Source organism: Pseudomonas sp. BSw22131 (assembly GCF_026810445.1).
Taxonomy (GTDB): Bacteria; Pseudomonadota; Gammaproteobacteria; order Pseudomonadales; family Pseudomonadaceae; genus Aquipseudomonas; species Aquipseudomonas huanghezhanensis.
The window spans coordinates 418,293-434,688 of sequence record NZ_CP113949.1; the positions used below are offsets into that span (position 1 = coordinate 418,293).

Annotated in this window: 21 protein-coding genes; 5 read left to right on the plus strand and 16 right to left on the minus strand. The window is 56.4% G+C overall.

Translation table 11 applies throughout. The features are described 5' to 3' along the window. Positions 1–176: 176 nt before the first annotated feature. Positions 177–482: a DUF6124 family protein gene (locus OYW20_RS01850; RefSeq protein WP_268799037.1), complete on the minus strand. Its 306-nt coding sequence runs from the start codon at positions 480–482 to the stop codon at positions 177–179. A gap of 707 nt (positions 483–1,189) precedes the next feature. Here OYW20_RS01850 and OYW20_RS01855 point away from each other — a divergent pair. After that, a complete protein-coding gene (locus OYW20_RS01855) occupies positions 1,190–1,957 on the plus strand; it encodes a hypothetical protein (RefSeq protein WP_268799038.1) in 768 nt (255 codons plus the stop codon). Positions 1,958–2,062: 105 nt separating this feature from the next. Here OYW20_RS01855 and OYW20_RS01860 read toward each other — a convergent pair whose 3' ends face one another. From OYW20_RS01860 to OYW20_RS01915, 12 genes are all read right to left on the minus strand, one after another. After that, complete coding sequence (locus OYW20_RS01860; RefSeq protein ID WP_268799039.1) at positions 2,063–3,211, minus strand: site-specific integrase; 1,149 nt, start codon at positions 3,209–3,211, stop codon at positions 2,063–2,065. Beyond that, positions 3,208–3,420 carry a hypothetical protein gene (locus OYW20_RS01865; protein WP_268799040.1) on the minus strand — a complete coding sequence of 71 codons (213 nt, stop codon included), beginning with the start codon at positions 3,418–3,420 and terminating at the stop codon, positions 3,208–3,210. Before OYW20_RS01865 ends, OYW20_RS01860 begins: the two co-directional genes overlap by 4 nt. A gap of 146 nt (positions 3,421–3,566) precedes the next feature. Beyond that, positions 3,567–3,809 (minus strand): hypothetical protein, encoded by a 243-nt coding sequence (locus tag OYW20_RS01870; protein ID WP_268799041.1) that lies wholly within the window; start codon positions 3,807–3,809, stop codon positions 3,567–3,569. Next, the gene (locus OYW20_RS01875; protein WP_268799042.1) at positions 3,802–4,491 is read right to left on the minus strand and encodes an HNH endonuclease signature motif containing protein; all 690 of its coding nucleotides are present in this window, start codon (positions 4,489–4,491) and stop codon (positions 3,802–3,804) included. The genes OYW20_RS01870 and OYW20_RS01875 overlap by 8 nt, the downstream gene beginning before the upstream one ends. After that, on the minus strand, positions 4,484–4,759 hold the full coding sequence (locus tag OYW20_RS01880; protein ID WP_268799043.1) for a hypothetical protein: 276 nt from the start codon (positions 4,757–4,759) through the stop codon (positions 4,484–4,486). The genes OYW20_RS01875 and OYW20_RS01880 overlap by 8 nt, the downstream gene beginning before the upstream one ends. A gap of 77 nt (positions 4,760–4,836) precedes the next feature. Continuing rightward, positions 4,837–5,232, minus strand: coding sequence for a hypothetical protein (locus OYW20_RS01885; protein WP_268799044.1), 396 nt, complete (start codon positions 5,230–5,232; stop codon positions 4,837–4,839). Then, positions 5,225–5,533 (minus strand): hypothetical protein, encoded by a 309-nt coding sequence (locus OYW20_RS01890; RefSeq protein ID WP_268799045.1) that lies wholly within the window; start codon positions 5,531–5,533, stop codon positions 5,225–5,227. Before OYW20_RS01890 ends, OYW20_RS01885 begins: the two co-directional genes overlap by 8 nt. 10 nt (positions 5,534–5,543) lie before the next feature. Continuing rightward, on the minus strand, positions 5,544–8,237 hold the full coding sequence (locus OYW20_RS01895) for a toprim domain-containing protein (RefSeq protein ID WP_268799046.1): 2,694 nt from the start codon (positions 8,235–8,237) through the stop codon (positions 5,544–5,546). Continuing rightward, positions 8,234–8,473, minus strand: coding sequence for a hypothetical protein (locus OYW20_RS01900; RefSeq protein ID WP_268799047.1), 240 nt, complete (start codon positions 8,471–8,473; stop codon positions 8,234–8,236). Before OYW20_RS01900 ends, OYW20_RS01895 begins: the two co-directional genes overlap by 4 nt. Before the next feature lie 69 nt (positions 8,474–8,542). Beyond that, a complete protein-coding gene (locus OYW20_RS01905) occupies positions 8,543–8,905 on the minus strand; it encodes a hypothetical protein (RefSeq protein ID WP_268799048.1) in 363 nt (120 codons plus the stop codon). After that, positions 8,902–9,381 carry a YmfL family putative regulatory protein gene (locus OYW20_RS01910; protein ID WP_328284818.1) on the minus strand — a complete coding sequence of 160 codons (480 nt, stop codon included), beginning with the start codon at positions 9,379–9,381 and terminating at the stop codon, positions 8,902–8,904. Before OYW20_RS01910 ends, OYW20_RS01905 begins: the two co-directional genes overlap by 4 nt. Before the next feature lie 29 nt (positions 9,382–9,410). Next, a complete protein-coding gene (locus OYW20_RS01915) occupies positions 9,411–9,611 on the minus strand; it encodes a DNA-binding protein (RefSeq protein ID WP_268799050.1) in 201 nt (66 codons plus the stop codon). An 86-nt stretch (positions 9,612–9,697) separates the two neighbouring features. On the opposite strand from OYW20_RS01915, the gene OYW20_RS01920 reads away from it, so the two are divergent. Further along, complete coding sequence (locus OYW20_RS01920; protein ID WP_268799051.1) at positions 9,698–10,060, plus strand: helix-turn-helix domain-containing protein; 363 nt, start codon at positions 9,698–9,700, stop codon at positions 10,058–10,060. 280 nt (positions 10,061–10,340) lie between these two features. Here OYW20_RS01920 and OYW20_RS01925 read toward each other — a convergent pair whose 3' ends face one another. From OYW20_RS01925 to OYW20_RS01935, 3 genes are all read right to left on the minus strand, one after another. Next, positions 10,341–10,625: an ogr/Delta-like zinc finger family protein gene (locus OYW20_RS01925; RefSeq protein WP_268799052.1), complete on the minus strand. Its 285-nt coding sequence runs from the start codon at positions 10,623–10,625 to the stop codon at positions 10,341–10,343. 77 nt (positions 10,626–10,702) lie between these two features. Further along, a complete protein-coding gene (locus OYW20_RS01930; RefSeq protein WP_268799053.1) occupies positions 10,703–11,545 on the minus strand; it encodes a phage portal protein in 843 nt (280 codons plus the stop codon). Next, the gene (locus tag OYW20_RS01935) at positions 11,481–13,535 is read right to left on the minus strand and encodes a terminase large subunit domain-containing protein (protein ID WP_268799054.1); all 2,055 of its coding nucleotides are present in this window, start codon (positions 13,533–13,535) and stop codon (positions 11,481–11,483) included. Before OYW20_RS01935 ends, OYW20_RS01930 begins: the two co-directional genes overlap by 65 nt. Before the next feature lie 88 nt (positions 13,536–13,623). Between OYW20_RS01935 and OYW20_RS01940 the strand changes: the two genes are divergently transcribed. The 3 genes from OYW20_RS01940 to gpM are packed head-to-tail and all read left to right on the plus strand — an operon-like array spanning position 13,624 to position 16,339. Next, positions 13,624–14,574 (plus strand): GPO family capsid scaffolding protein, encoded by a 951-nt coding sequence (locus OYW20_RS01940; RefSeq protein WP_268799055.1) that lies wholly within the window; start codon positions 13,624–13,626, stop codon positions 14,572–14,574. After that, positions 14,571–15,641 (plus strand): phage major capsid protein, P2 family, encoded by a 1,071-nt coding sequence (locus tag OYW20_RS01945; protein ID WP_408005494.1) that lies wholly within the window; start codon positions 14,571–14,573, stop codon positions 15,639–15,641. Before OYW20_RS01940 ends, OYW20_RS01945 begins: the two co-directional genes overlap by 4 nt. After that, on the plus strand, positions 15,638–16,339 hold the full coding sequence (gene gpM, locus OYW20_RS01950; RefSeq protein WP_268799057.1) for a phage terminase small subunit: 702 nt from the start codon (positions 15,638–15,640) through the stop codon (positions 16,337–16,339). Before OYW20_RS01945 ends, gpM begins: the two co-directional genes overlap by 4 nt. The last annotated feature ends 57 nt before the right edge of the window (positions 16,340–16,396 follow it).

Consider the following 16,396-nt stretch of genomic DNA (forward strand, 5'->3'; position numbering starts at 1 on the left):
GGGCAAGCCGCAGCAGAAGTAACAACGCCCGTCTCTTTCCGGAAGAAAGAGACGGGCGCAGATTGGCGTAATGAATAGCCAAGCAAACAGTTTGCTAATGAGCAGCTACGAAAAGAGGGCGAGTCAAAACCCTAAAGCCCACCAGTGATTAAAAGCTCGTAGCAGCGACAAGCCTTTCAACGGACTTCCCCGCTCCCTGCTGACCCACTCAACCCCGCAATCGAGACCTCTATCAACGCCCTTGCAGCCTCAAGCTGATGCAGCACTGAACGAGCCAGCGGACGGAACTCCGGCGTGCTGTTGTCGGCGACTTCGTAGGCGGTGGCGGTTGCGCAGGCGAGGTATTCGGAAGCGGTTAGCAATGCGTCTTCAGCCCTTACGCCTGGCCGGACCGAGAACAGGCTCAGGTTGCCGAGGTTTGCGTTAGTGCAGGTGACTTTTGGAGGGGTGGGTTTTGGCGGGTGAGGGGTGGATCTGATCATGGTGTCTCTCCTGACTTGGATGAGACCGACACCGTTCGCGACTAAACGAATGGGTGGCGGCTGCACGTGGGTTAGTCGACCGGGAAGTCAGGCACCCGGCGCACCCGGAGGTGCCCCTCGCACAGCCGCCATAGAAAGACTTCGTCAATTTCTAGAATTGCCGAAGGCTTATGGGGCGTTACGCGCCTGACTTTTCGGGCGACTAAACCCGGCCGTTGTGTGCAACGACACGCAGGAAGGTAGTCGCCCGGTCAGGCAGGTTCAAGCGGGGAGGGAGCATATCGCCAAACTTCAGAAGCGTCCTACGGGATGTGGTTCTTTTTGTGTGCGTTGATGGGGGCGCTCGTGTGGACGCTTACGTGGACAAGACAACCGCCACGGATTTGCGCTGGGCAACCTGTTTGTATCGCGCAAACAAAAAAGGCCCACCTTTCGGTGAGCCTCTTTCGATGTAGCGTTTGGTGCCGGCACCAGGAGTCGAACCCGGGACCTACTGATTACAAGATAGCTGCTCAGAACATATAGATCAAGGAGTTGAGCGATTCCTTGTTACGTGCTGGCGCGCCAAAACACGCTTAGGTGGCGGGCTCTATTCTGCTTGTTACGTCCGATTTGCGCTGGGCTTACCAGCGTCGTCCCGGGTCATTATGCAAAGAGACCGGGCCAGCCACCCATCCGAATTGGCGTGGGCATGTTGAAAAAATGAAATGAGCTTCATCCTGCATTACCGCATGATTAAGGTTTGTCGCTCGGGCGCTGGGGAGAAGGGAATGTGGAAAAGGACTGGAAAGCAGTTGTTGAAGGAGTTCTGGTTGCCTGGACTGATCGCAGGCTGCTGGACGACCTATGTGGTATGGGGTGGCACCATTACCGTGGAGACGGTTCTAGCTGCCTTCGGCCCGTCGTTTTTCCTCGCGGCTTGGCTAACTGGGCAGGTATTCCGGGTGCGGAAACAAGCGGGTATGGAAACCAGTCTGCAGGCGCTTGAAGGGCGGATGACAGGGCTGGTAGACAAGCTAGAGGATAAGACCCGCGATCTGGTCAACCATATTAATGGCGGGGATAGTTACTGCTACATGAATGTGATGGCGGACAGCATCAAATGGATCGCAATCCATCAAGGGGAGCACCATCTCCAGAACCTGAGCGCTCGCGTATGCGATATTGACATCGATAAAGGGGGGCCGAACTGGTTGCAGCTCGCAAGCACCAATGTATCTATTGGCACCTTGTTCAAGGGGATGTGTAGCCATTGTCTGACTATGCCCCTGAACGGTCGAGATCGCCGTTTCAACATCTTTTTTACAGCCAGCAATGGTTTGTTTTACCAAGAACTGAGGCTCAAGTACCTTGGGGCTGATAGATGGGCGACTGCTACTCGCGTCATCCGTAGTGTCGATAATCAGAACGTAACTCTTTATGAGCGTATTGATCCAGATTTTCCCTTAGACGCAGATGGTACTGCCGCTTATTAGGTGTTTTTGATGCGATCGGCCGCTATGCAGTTATTCCACAGCGGCTGATTGAATGCAGCTACGATTAGGCCGATTTGGTGCGATCCCATTCTTAACCGCACTAAATCAATCTGCGGAAGGCGACACAGTCGGTATGCTGTGGTCGTAGATGTCCATCATCTTCGGATCCCGATGGCCGCTGGCCTCTTGCTTGTCAGCCCGAGTGCCGGCCGTGTCAGTGATGCCACGTCGTTTTAGATCGTGAAGGGCGAATCTTTGCTCCGGCGTGATGATCTCGTCGACCAAAGCCAAGGTGATAAAACGTTGCCATGCTGTGTCCAGGCTGGACTTGCGTAGCGGCCCTCCGTGACTTGCCACGATGATGGTCCGTCGCGAAGGTGCGATCGGTATTGCGGTCTTCCGTTTGGCCCAAACCTTGGCACGATAGGCTTTGGCGTTATCCCAAGCTTTGCGCAGTCGAGGCGTCCAACGAACAATGTTGTCCCGACTGCCTTTGCGGCGGTTGGTGAGAATGCCGCTCTCCAGCTCATTCGCGTCGGTCAGGGTTACAACTTCGATGCCTCGTAGTCTGCAGAGATAGGCTAGTTCCATGACGTAGCCGAGATATTCCGGGCAGCCACCTTTCTCTCCCCTGATTAGCAAGCCGCGGGCGATTGCTCGATCGATGAGCGTATCCATGACCTGATGGTTTGGCAGACGGCGTTGTTTTCGTTCGACGGGGGCTTCAATGCCTAAGGCCGGGTTTACTTCCAAGTAGCCACGGTTGCGGCCCCATTGCAGTACACGGCGCAGGTAGCGCAGTGCATGTGCGGCCTTGGAAGGGGTCCCCTCATCGGCCAGTCGATCGACGATGCGTTGCACCAAGGCAGAAGTGAATTTGCGCACCGCCAGATCGCCTAGCGGCTTGCCCAGCTTTGTGGCTAGCGTCAGAAGAACATCACGGGAGTAGCAGTAGTCGTCGTGAGTTTTAGGACTCAGCTTCCTGTAGCGATCGCTGTCGTGGAATTGGCTGCAAACGTAGCGAAGCGTTCCACGATCTACGTTAGAAGCCTCTTCCATGATCCGGTGTAGCTCTGCCAGAGAAACGTTTGAAGGCGCGATATTGCGCCGGCGTTGTTTGGCCGTTTCATCCCTGTGGAGGGTGTACCAGATCCCACTATCACGATGGTCAAAGTAAACGGCCGCAGGGAGAGCGGCTTGGTCGATATGGTTGGGAATGTGCGGGTTATGCTTCCGCTTCCGTGATTTCCTCATAGGATGTCGGCGTCGTACCGTTCTGCTGCGGCTGGCTTCATGCCAGCGGCCTGGTTGATCAGGTCCAGCGTTGTCCACGGCCCGGTGCGGCCTCGGAAGAGGCGAATGCCCTGGTCGATCAACGACCGCTCAACGTCAGATCGGCGTTGGTAACCGGTTATACGCTGCAGGTCTGTGAACACCAGGACATTGTCCAATCGGGAATTCATGATTTGCCCTTTATCGCGTGTAGCGCCCCCGCACAGTGTAGCGCTGCATCAGGGGCCGAAGTTATGAGAAGTGCCGTGCTTAGATACTGGTGCGCAGCAGAAAATTGTTGGGGTCGGCGCCTCTCCGGAACCAGAAAATGCCGGCATTAGGCATGGGTCAACGCCTTGATGGCTGGCAGCGCTTTTTCCGATTCGATAAACCCTGTGCTTACTCCGTCGCCGTCCATCACTTTCATGTACATCACTTCAACTTTCGCAGAGTCGACCAGCACTTTGCCGACCTCAGCAATAGCCTTGGCGCGCTCGATATCCATCGGTTTCTCCAGATCCTGCAGAGCTTCAAGCGTTGCAAAAAGGTGGTTTCGCAGATCCGTCATTTTGTTATTCATGGCTGGCCTCAATGGTGCGTTTAAGTTTTCCAAGCAGACGGATCGCGTCTTTTACATCTTGGGGGTAACGCTGAATGGAATTGCGGCGCATCAGCTCGCTGCGCGTCAACAACTCAAGGTTGTCGATGTCGCAATTGGTGCGATCGGGGGTCTTGAATACCAGAACCATTCCCTTTGGAATCGGTCCATGGGCGACTTCCCAGTTGCGCCTATGGGTCCACTCCCATTTGTTGGGCTCTGCGACTTTGATCTTTAGATAACCATCTGTCGCCAAAACCTCTGTGCCAATCGGCACATGGTTGTGAGGCAAGCCACCTTGAGCGAACTGAGTCTCCGCAGATCGGCCAGTAGCGGGCCGCGACATGCCTTTGCTCCAGCTGTGCACACCCTTCTGAAATCGCGTCGACGTGCCACGGACGCCGTCAAGCCGGCCAGACAGAGGTCCGTTCAGAAACGCTTCGCTCTTTTTCAATCCCAGCGCTTTTGCCTTGGAGTGGATAGCACTGATCGGCCGATTCAGTTGCTGGGCAATCGCCGCAGCCTGTTGATCTGGATAGAGTTCAGTTAGGCATTCGATTTCTCGATTTGTCCAAAAACGCCTGGCTGATGGGTTGTTCCCCACACATTGACGCGCCCGCTCTAGAGCCTGCTGCGCAATCAAACCCATGGTTTGTTCAGACATGATGTTGGTCCTGCCGATGCGGGTTGGTATGAGTAGCGAGCACCTTGGCAACGACAAGCGCTTCGACGTCGGTTAAATCCCCTTGGGCCTGGGCCATGGTGGCCAGACATTCAAGGCGGATTCGCGCGTCGGGCGTTTTGCGTACCTGGTAATCGAAAATTGCCGTGCCGACGATCCGGATCGTCATCAAATGCCGAGCTACCTGCTCGTCCGGGTACGTCGATGTGATAGCCTTCAAACCGCTGCTGCTTAGGTGCTGTGCTTGCATGGTGTTGCCCTCAGTTGTGGTTGGTGTTGAGGGGTTGCACCCCCTCGACACCCTTCGTATACCGACGATTGTCGGCGTCATTGAATCCGGTAAAATTCCCCGTCTCGTTTGAAAAGCAGCTCTACGTCTTCAAGGCGATAGTAGCCGCCGACGCCACCCTTAACGATGTAATCCAATGGGTCGTGCTCGAAGCGAACGGGGAAGGGATAACCATTGCGCATCTCCATCCAGCCGATCTGCGATGCGTACTTGCTGGTCGGTTTGATTTCCGCGTACAGCTGCTGGCCGATCACCCGCGCAGGATTGGGTTTCGCACCTTCCAAGTAGGCTTCAAACACGAGCTGCACTGTCTTGTTCTCGAATCGCTCCCCGTCGTATGCCAAGTTCTGAGATGCGATTTTTTTAAACATCGCCTCCTTGAACGCGTCGACGTGCAGCTGCTGTTCCAACTGTTGTTTCTCGTCTTCATGCATAGTTTTGCTCCTCCTGTTTACGCACTAGGTGAATCACCACATCTTCAAACTTTCGGTCGTCGTCGCAGGAGTTCCACTCCAGCACGCTCTGGACGTGTGCCCGCGAACAATCCACCACCAGAATTTCGCGTTCGCCTCGGACTGCACGCACTTCCAGAATCCCCACCAGGCCGTCGGCGGCATATTCCCCGGCATGCACGATTGGAAGGCCGTCAGGCGTTTGTTTCAGCCCTGCGATGACGGTCCCGATCACGTCGGATGAATCGTCATCTCCCGAACTGTTAATCACTTGAATCTGCATCGCTTCCTCCTCACGCAGCTTGGAAAATCCAGCACCGCACTGTTTTGGGTTTGTTCGCCGCGTCGATGTCCCAGGACGAACACACGTTTCTGTTCGTTTCCACGAATTTCGGGCATTTGCTAGTTTTCAGGTGGCGTTTGAGCTCGGTCAGATCTGGCACTTTCTGCCGCTTCTCTGCCGCCTCTTTAGCGAAGTCGTTCAGGTTTACGGCGATCAGGCCTTCATTGCGGGAGTGATTCAGTCCGCCGGCGAAGTTGTTCAGGTACTCGTAGAGCTCCCAGAATTCGACGACGATCGGATGGTCAGCGTTGATGGCCAGCTGGCGCGCCTTGGCCATGCTTTGAATCTCAGCGTGTGCTGCATCGATCTGGATTTTCTTCAACGGAATGACGTGCACCAGGGCATCGACCAGTGCGTGCAGTTGGGCGTGATTCTTTGCAATCCGCACGGTGCGGATCTCCGGCAGGGCGAGCAGCTGCTGTTCGTACATCGGGCCGCTTTCGCGAACGGTCTGCATGACCAGACTTTCTTTCATCGTCGACTTGACCAGGAAGCCGCTGACACGGTCGATCGGCATCCGCTCGAGCTTTTCCACCTTCAACTTGGTTTGGGGTGTCTGGCCTTCCTTGGTCATATGGATATGCACCAGACGCTGCAGGATCGGTTCGGAGGCGTTCACCGCGTGGTTCTGGCCGATGACCACGGCGCCCCGAAAAGGAGGCTCCCGCGTATCGTTGCCGTTGTTCTTCACACCGGTAGAACGGACGCTACGTCCGTTGTAGGCGGTCTTGAGTTCATCCCAGTCGTATTGCTTGGTCTGGCTGCCGTCAGTCTTTTCACGTTCAGACTCGATCAGTACCACTGGCAGGTTGCCGACCTGGGCGAAGTTCCGTGCTCGAGCAACGGGGGTGCCCTTGGTTGGGTCAAACCCCTCATAGTCGACGCGGCCGCACAGCTTCCACAGGAACTCGATTAGGGTTGATTTGCCAGCGCCTGGCTCGCCGATGATCTCTGCAAAGGGGTAGCTTTTTTGGTGCTGACGGATCTGTTCGGCAAACAGTGATCCGAACCAGAACGCAAGCGCCACAAGCCCCTTGGCTCCGAAGCATTCCCAGATGATGTCCAGCCACTCGGTGTCAAACTTCTCCAGATCCGTATTCAGGTTCAAGATCACGGACTGACTGAGCGTTTTGATGCTCAACCGATCCATATCGAAAAAGTCTTCTTCGTTCAGCTTGAACACCTTCCCGTCGCGCACCGCTACGTCACCGTAGATGTAAGCACCGTGTTCACGGGTGTAACCGGTGAAGTCGATGGTCTGCACGGTTTTGAGGGCATCGGTCTGCTCTTCAATGAAGGCATCCAACTGCTGGGTGGTACCGGTGAACATCCCGCCCGGGGCGATACCCAGCAGGCGCTTCTTGAACTCGGCCGACGATGCAATCTGTGAGCTGGTGAAGGTGTTCTTGATCGGCTGCGCATCGTGGGCAAAGGTGATCCGGAAGTAATACCAGGACTCGTCGGTGAGCTTGTTTTCCTGGTAGTACAACGCTTTGGGATTGCAGGTTGCGATCCGTTGCAACGCTCCGCACTGCTGCATGGCTTTGGCGCGCATCTGCTTATTGTTCAACTGCTGGTCGTCGTGGTGCTCGCTGTCTTCGAGCTCCTGGATCGCCTTGTTGTATTTCTCCAAGTCCAACTTGAACCAGTACAGGCGGTTGCCGTACTCCAGGTGGAATTCGCTGCGACGCTTCCAATCGAACATCACCAGCGCTTTTTCAGTGGCGTTCTCAGCGATCAGCAAAGCGCCGTGATGGCGTGCGGTGGTGATGTCCTTATCGAACTGGGCGGCGCGCTTCTCGCCTTCGTCCAGGAACTGCCAGCGCTGGTGCAGATCGTTCCAGTCAACCTTTCTGCTATCGCGCTGCGGGATCTGAGCGGCCTCACAGGTGAAGCCCAGTTCGTGGGCCATGCGGACCCAACGCTTGGTGTAAGCGTGTGCACCTGGTTCGTTGTCCAATGCCCAGATCAGCTTTGGAAGTTTGCCCGGGCGTGCCTCTACCAGCGCCTTGAGCGAGTCAGCAGGGAAGGCGTTCGAGGACATCGCCGACACCGCAGCGATGTTGTGATGTACCAGGGCGATGGCGTCAAAGATCCCTTCAACGATCCAGATTTCCTTGGCCTCTAGCACGTCGACGCAAGGCGGGCACCACCACACGCCACGGTAGCTTTCACCTGGTGCGAAACGGGCTTTCATCTTCCCGAAACGAGCCGGCTTATCGATCAGGCGTTCCCAGTAACCGCCTTTATCCAAAGGGAAACGCACTGTGGCGCTCCCTGCGTTGTGTTGGGCTGAATAGTAGGTTTCTTGTGTGAACCAACCAGCGACCAGCTCGATGTCGAAGCCGCGGCCGAACTCCAGGTACGCCCGGGCTGTGGCAGTGGGGGCGTTATCTGTTGCCGGCGCACGCTTGCTCCAGTCTTCAAATAGGTCATCGTAGATTTCTTTGACGTGCAGGGTGTGGCCGCACTTCTCCGATCGGCCGCAGATCACCTGCCACGGCTTGTCGTGACGGCTGTACAGCTCACGCTTGTGGCATTTAGGGCATTCACCGCCGCGCATGTATTCGGTACCGGCTCGATGCTTCAAGCCGAAGTCAGATTCCAGGCGCTGCAGGACGTCAAGACGCAGGTCGTCTCTCATGATTGTTTCGCTGCTTTGAGGCTCAGTGACAGCGCGGCCATCAGTCGTTGCTGTGCTGCCATCACCGGCTTTTTCTTGAGGATCGAGCTGTGCCTGGTTTCCCTGGGGACATTACGAAATTCATCGGCGTACCAGTAGTCATTGAGGCTCATGCTGTAGTGCGCACGCAGATCCGCCAGTAAGGCTTGAGCCTGGGCAGCGGGCATCTGGGCATTGATATTCAGTGCGTTTCCCATCAGGAACCTCGAATTCGGGCGCAGCTCACCCATACCCACTGAGGTGGGGCTGGGCTGGTTTAAGGGGTATTAGGACGCGGGGGTGATGCGTTTGCCGTGGCCGGCGGAAATCAGGTGTTCGTAGATCAGGTAAACCGGAACCGACCAGGTACAGCCTCGGACTGGATCAGTGATAACCACTGTGTGTTCGGCGCTTGCGTTTAGGTCGACCCTTTGGCGCACGTTGATTTCCGCCAGATCCCCCAGGGCTTCACAGACCAAGCGGAGAGCCAGAGCTTTGTCGACCTGAAAGCTGTGCATCAAGTGATTGATCGTGCGCTGAATGAACTGGCCCTGATCGCCTAGGTGCTCGCCTTGATGACGCTCGAGGAATGCCACTGCCGCGGCGCGGATCGTGCTGCGATAATCCATATCCATGGGAACGTTGATCATTGTGCAGCCCCTGACTTGTTTCGATAGAGATCGATCGCAGCGAGCACTTCGGCATGACGTGCCGCAATGTGCAGGTTGTGTGCGTTGAGGATATGTTCGGCTTCGACTTTGTTGATGCAACCATCCGCAACCGCTTTGGCAAGCTCTTGGTCGACACATCCGCGCTTCGCAGCCACTTGTACGGAAAGGCTGTACATCTCGACGATGTCATTGGTTTCCGGATCTGGCACGGGAACGAATAACCCGCCGTACATCGACGCAACGTAGTTTGGGAAATGCTTTGTGCCGGATTTCTGCTCAAGCTCATATAGCTGCAAGTCAGTCAGTGGGCGGCTGTTGTTGTTTTCGTAGGCGTGGTTATCGAACTTCTTCAATGCCAAGCCGATACACGCAGCTGCACATTCTCTCCCACCCGGATAACTGCAGATAATCGCGCTAACAACTTCACGGCGTGTTTTTAGAACCGAGCTTTTCATCTTCTGCTGTCTCCCCACATTTCGTGCCATTACTCTGCAATCTCACCGTCTTTGATACCGAGCAGTACGGCGGCTCGATGTGCCTCCCCACGGCGACCTTTTTTACGACCGTTTAATATGTCGCTGACCAAATTTTTGTTCAGCCCATGATCTCTGCTGAACTGGGCAATGCTTGTGCCCTTGCGATCAAGAGATGCACGGGCTTGCTCGGTTGTGAGAGGGGCGGGCATAGTGTTCGCTCGTGTGCGTTTGTGTGGATTGGTGTTCATCTGACGCCGATTATGACAAATAAAGTTGTCTTGTAAAGGGTTTTAGCTTGAAAAATTTGTCATCGGGAGAATTCTCGAACCAAGGCGCGGGCGAACGCTTGCGCGAAGAACGGATTCGGTTAGCACTTTCGCAAGAAGATCTGGCACAGGTCGGGAACGTCACTCGCAACACGCAAGGGAGTTATGAGCGTGGAGGCAGAAACCCCGACACTGCTTATCTGGGGGCCGTTGCAGCCCTTGGTGTCGATATTCTCTATGTGGTGATCGGACTGCGAACCCCAGCATTACTAGATGGTCTTTCTGCGCCCGAAGATAAGCTCATTCAGCAGTACAGATCGCTCTCGAAGGATGACCAACAATCCGTGCAGCGAGTCGTAGGGGCGATGGCTGAGGTCAGTCCCGATCGTTAGCAACATGCCGATAAATATTCGCCAGCTTTTACTCATTCTTTGATGCTGTAACGGTCGCTTACATCAATAAGATCGGTTCAGCATTGCAATCATGGAGTAAGAGCATGTTGGAACCATCTGGAACAAGGATCGAGGCTCGGCTGTCAAGCATTCAGCTGGTAGCACTAACGGAGACGGAGCGCCGTCTACTGCCTCTGTATCGGTCGATGACGTATAGGGATCAGCGGCGATTACTACGATTTGCTGGTGCAATGGCGCGCAGTAAGGGATCTAATCTAGATTAGAAAACCGTTCGCCTGGCGCCAGGAGATGTTGGACAAACATGGATGAGCTCGAATAACTCACATTGCTGAGCTCGACTCATCTCTCGTAGACGGTCCAGAATCAGCCGGTCCACTGCCTGCGCCGATGGACTCAACGTATGTGAGAACGTCAGGTTTGCCACCCATGTGTGACCGCATGCGGCGTTTGAACAGTGGCAATATAGTTTGGCAAACTCAGCGGACAGTTCCTCGCGCGATCCAATTCGGCCTTTGCTGCCACACTCCTTGCAATTCACCCGCATGCCTACCCCTCCCTACAATGCTGTGACCAATATTTTGCCACATTACCTACGGATGAATGATTTGTTGGTCGTGGCGGCTAGTCTCCTGAACCATCTTTGGCAATTTCTCTCCAGGCGATGCGACGGTCATTACGCAGACTATTGTTCACCTGCAAAAACAACTGACTGATCGGCCTGATCTCGTTGTTCGTATAAACCCGATCAATCTTTTCGATGTCCCCAAACCCCGCCGCGTTCTCCGGCATCACCCCAGCCAGTGCCGGATTCATCCGCCATGCTGCAATCACATCATTGCGCGTGATGTTCTTTACGCGCTCAAATTCGTCCTTGGTCGCGATATCGCCGATAGGGATAATCTGGATTGCCTTTTCGCTGCCGCCAGGGATGTTTACAAACAGCGAGCGAAAGTTTCCCACGCCCTTGCTTGAGCCGATCTGGCTCTGCAGTTTCATTTCATCCTCCTCGGACAAGTCCGGGTCGTTGGTGTAGAAAATGAAGCCTGCGTGAGCGCCGTTGTTGTAATACCGGCGCCGGAACAAGGTCGCCGACTCATTGAGCAAAAGTGCGTGCATGCCGCCCAGGTAATCGGGGACGCCGTAGACGCTTTGCTCGACGTCGTAGTCCATGACGTGCTCTACCTGGTCCTCTTCGAAGTGCAAGTGCTGACCATTGGGCAACAGCATCACAAATCCACCCCCAACCTTACGCCGCATGTTGATGGCGGGAAGGTGCTGCAATTCGAGCACTTGGCCGATCACGTTAACCAGGCGCTGAAAATACGCCTCACCAAACACCATAAAATCCAATGCGGCGCGGCCCATCGTCTGTGCGCTGCAGCCCGCCGAGGCGATGAAGTCACGCAGCAGCAGGTTGCGCTTGAAGCGCGGAATGGTGCCGTGGTGCGCGTTGGCGCGTAGCATTTTGGCCAGGCCAGTGCGTGAAACCGGCGGCGTATAGATTCGTCCGTCGTCGCTGGCGTACACCCCCAGGTATTCGCCGATATTGTTGGTCAGCACCGACTCGGGCGCGCCGAAACTGAACGTTTTGACCGTGGGCGGCGCTGATGGCACCTGATGATTGGCCTGCGGCTTGGGATCTTGCATGAGTACCTTCTACGGTTGACCAGCGACTTCTGCGCTTCTTGTTGACGTTGAGGGGTTCGTTGGCGAGTGCATGCATCACTGCCCAGGCGATATCGGCGTGCCCGGTCGCGTCAGTGCGTGAAGCGCTGTAGGTGATCTGGCCGCTGCCGGTGGCGCCGCGCTTGATGGTCAGGAAAGCCGAGGCAATGTCGTTCCAGCCGGCATCCCATTCGATACGGCGCCCCTGGATGGTGTCCTGCGCCTTGAGCACCAGCGTATTTTTGGTTTCCAGGCTGTAATGAATCGGCGTGGCTCGCGGGTAGAAGTCGCGCACCAAGTCGAACACGCCATAGCCCACGCCGGTGATGTCGATACCGATGTGCTGGACGTTGAAACGCTCGGTCAGCTTCTTGACCTGCGCGGCCTGGTAGGTGAACGAGTGCCCGCGCCATGAGTGCTTCTCCAGGATCCGGAACTTGCCGCCCTGCTCAAGCGGTGGGGCAACCACCACACAGGTGGCATCGTCGCGTGTGCGGCTCGGGTCGTAGCCGATCCAGACCGGCACATTGCCGAAAGGCCTTGGCTCCTTCGGATCCGGGTTGAAGTCGGTCCAGAGCGACAGATCGGAGTAACAACGCTCCAGATCTGCGAGGTTGAAGGCGCTCTGGGTGCTGTCGATGAATTGGCACAAGTACAGCTGATCAAACTGGTCGTCTGAGTTTTCGAGACGCAGCTGCTCGAGGTCGAAGAGATCGCAGCCGCCGGCGATAGCAGCATGAATATCGATAATCTTGCGCCACTGGCCGTCTGGACAAAGCATGCCTTGGCGCAGCTCGGCGTCTGACGGGAAAGGCTTACCCGCGCTCTTGTGCTTGCTGCGCTTGAACGTGTCACCGGTCCAGAATGGATACGCCTGATGGCTGACCGCGCTCGGCGTCGAGAAGTAGGTTTTGCGCCATTTCTTGTGGGTGGCCATCGCGCCGGATAGAGCTTTGAGCTTGTCGAAATCCCGAATCCAGAAGTATTCGTCGACGTAGACATGGCCGTGGTGGCCTTGAGCGGTGCTGCTGTTGGTGCTCAGAAAACGCAGCTCGGCGCCGTTGCTGAGGATGATCGGATTGCCCGTCAGCTCGATGCCGAACCACTCACGGGCAAATTTGACGATGTAGTTTCGGAAAATCTCCGACTGAGCTCGGCTTGCCGACAGGAACATCTGGTTGTCGCCGGTCAGAACCGCATCCATGAACGCTTCGCCAGCGAAGTAGTACGTCAGCCCGGACTGGCGACACTTGAGCACGTTGCGGATCCGCCGCGTTAGTGGGTTCTGTTTAGCGGCAAACAGCTCTTTCTGGTAGCCAAACAGCTTGCTGATGAACTTGTCCAGGAAGTCCACCTCGGTCAGCTGCGAGATGTCGTTCTTTTGCGGCTTAGGCTTTTTCTTGGACTTCGTGGGATCTCGGTCGCGGTGACCGTCGCGTTGGTCACGGCGCGGTCCGTCCTGCTTCTCGGGAGATTCATCGGGCGCAGAGGTGGCAACCGGCTTGACCGATTGCTTCTGCAGGCGCTCGCGCAGACTGGTGAGACGGTCGAGCTCATCCAGATCGCCCTTGGCCAGGATCTCTTTCTTTTCCAGGATCAACGTGATTCGCCGGCTGACTGCCGTCAGCGGCTCCTCGTCCGTGAGCATGTCGTCCCAGCCGCCCTTGGCGATCCAGTAATAGACGATCCGAATGTTCGAGAGCTTGAGCTGTTGCTGGATTTCTCGCGGCTTGTAGCGGCGAAGGTACAGCCGTCTGGCGGCGTCTTTGACTTCGGGTAAGTAGGGCATGCGCCGCAGTCTATGCAGCGAAAACACCACAAACCCGCACTTAAATTCCGCGTTTTTCCTAAAACTTGAATCTAGGAGGAAAGCGGATTTGAACCGTTTGTTTGAGCTGTTTCAGGTGCCTATCGTGGCGGCAATTGTTACCTCACGCCGAGCGATGTACCTCATGCCCCGCACCCTTGTCTCTGATTGGAAACGTGTCGCCACCAGCGGCAAAACCTCGGACGGCCGCACCATTGCCCCGCAGGATCTGCACGACATGGCCGAGGCTTACGACCCGGCAATCTACACAGCCGTGATCTGGTACGAGCACATCCGCTACATGGGCAATTTCGGCAGCGTGACTGAGGTGAAAGCCGAGGACGTCGACGGTGGCAAGGTTGGCTTGTTTGCCAGGTTGCAACCCAACGACCGGCTGCTGCAGCTCAACAAAGAAGCGCAGAAGCTGTTCACCAGCGTCGAGATCGAGCCTAACTTCGCCGACACCGGCAAACCCTACCTGCGCGGCTTGGCCGTTACCGATGAACCCGCAAGCCTGGGCACGGAGCCGCTACATTTCTCTCGCCGCGCCACTAACGGCAACCACTTTGGTTCGCTGGAGCCGCTGGGCGACCTCACGCCCGCCGAGGTCTCCGAAGCGTCCGCCCTCTCTTTCCTGACCCGACTCTTCAAAAGCGTCGCTCAAGACGCGCCAACCATACCCCTTACACCTGACCCCGAGACCTCCACCATGGACCCGAAAACCGCCGAGGCCTTCGCTGCGGCCGTGGACAAGCTTGGCAACGTGGCAACCCGCCTCGAAACCAGTGCGGCCACCTTCGCCACGCAAAAGACCGAACCTGAAAAGACCGAGCTGACGCCGCCCGAAGCAACGACGGAAAGCGTTGCCGGCAACGCGATTACCGTCGAGCAATTCAACGAGCTCAAGGGCTCGCTGGATCAACTGGCCGAAAACTTCAACACCGCGCTGAACAAGGGCAAGGGCCAAGACGTGCCCAATACCATTGGCGCGGTGACTGATGAACCGGAGCCCGTTTACTGATGAGTCAACTCAGCCCCAAAGCCCGCCAGACCTACCACGCCCTACAGGACAGTGTCGCGCGCACCTACGGCGTGACGAGTGCGCGAGAGGAGTTCAACGTCGAGCCGACGCTGGCCCAGACACTCAACGATCGCATCACCTTGAGTTCTGCATTTCTACAGCGGATCAACGTCATCGGTGTGACTGAAATCAAGGGCGAAAAGGTCATGATGGGCGTGAACGGCACAGTGACCGGGCGCACCAATACGGACGCCAAAGATCGCGAGCCGCGTAACGTGCTCGGACTGGACGGATTGGGTTACGAGCTGCATGACACCCACAGTGACGTCACGCTGAAATTCTCTACCATCGACGCCTGGGCCAAGTTCAAAGACTTTGCCAAACGCTACAGCGCAGCTGTGCTGCGTCAGATCGGGCTCGACCGCCTAATGATCGGCTGGCACGGCGTGGAAGCAAAGGCCGACACCGATCGAACAGCCAATCCGCTGCTGCAGGATGTTAATAAGGGCTGGATGCAGATCGTTCGCGAACAGGCACCGCAGCAGATACTCGTCGAAGGTAAGGTGGCCAGGAAAATCCAGATTGGTGGTCTCGGTGACTATGCCAACCTCGATGCCCTGGTATTCGATGTGTCGCTGATGATCGATGAGGAGTTCCGCGACGGCGGTGACCTGGTAGCCCTCATTGGCCGCGACCTGCTGGCGCATGACAAAGGCAAGCTGTATGCCGCGCAGGGCCATACACCGACTGAGAAAGAGCGCATTGAGCTGGCCCAGGTCGTTGCCACCTATGGGGGATTACCTTCCTATACCTGTCCGCACTTCCCATCGACCGGCGTGGTTGTCACCTCGTTCGACAACCTGTCCATTTACTTCCAGGACACTTCGTGGCGCCGGTACTTGCTGGAGAACCCTAAACGGTCTCGCACCGAGGACTACAACAGCCGCAACGAAGGGTACGTAGTCGAGCAGCTCGGCAAGTTCGCCGGCATCGAGCCCACCAATGTCGAGTTTGTTGCCGACAAAGCGCCGATTGCTCCGGAAGATCCAGGTGAGGGTGAAGCATGAGCCTGGCCCTGAACCATAAGAAACGAACCCTGCAGCATGGCCCAGCGGTCAATTCGGCTAAGTCCGAGACCTACACGCCAGGAACGGCGTTGGCTGGCCCTGCCAATGCCCAAAAGCACCTGGCGTTGATGATCAGCGCGCTGGCCGAGGACTGCTCCAGGCTGTCGGATCTCAACTCGATGTCCGATCGCCAACGGCTGAAACGTGACGAGCTTTTGCCCAAGTACCTGGAGTACGTACAGCGTTACCGCGAGTCCGGTCTGAACCACCCCAATCCGGTGCTGATGCAGGTTCTGGTCTGGTTGTTCGATACCGAGCAATTCGAACCGGCGCTGGAGCTGGCCGACTTCGCCATTCAGCAAAAGCAAGTCATGCCGGAGCGTTTCCGCCGAGATATCCCGACTTTCATCGCTGACACCGTCATGGATTGGGCGGACGCCGAATACAAGGCGGGTCGCAGCCCAGAGCCTTACATCTCACAGCTGCTGCCGCGCGTAGAAGCCGAGTGGAAGCTGTTCGAGAAAATTCCTGCGCGCTACCACAAGTTGCTCGGATTGATCGCGTTCGACCAGGAGGCGTGGGCTAAAGCGATTGCTCACTTTGAGCGAGCGACGGCGCTCTTCCCCGCAATCGGTGTGAAGACCAAACACGATGACGCCACAAAGGCGCTGCGCAAGCAGCAAGCAGGCGCCGAGTAACGACTACCCCCCCCAGCGGGAACCTGTGATGGCAGCTCAATCATTTATGAATTGGCC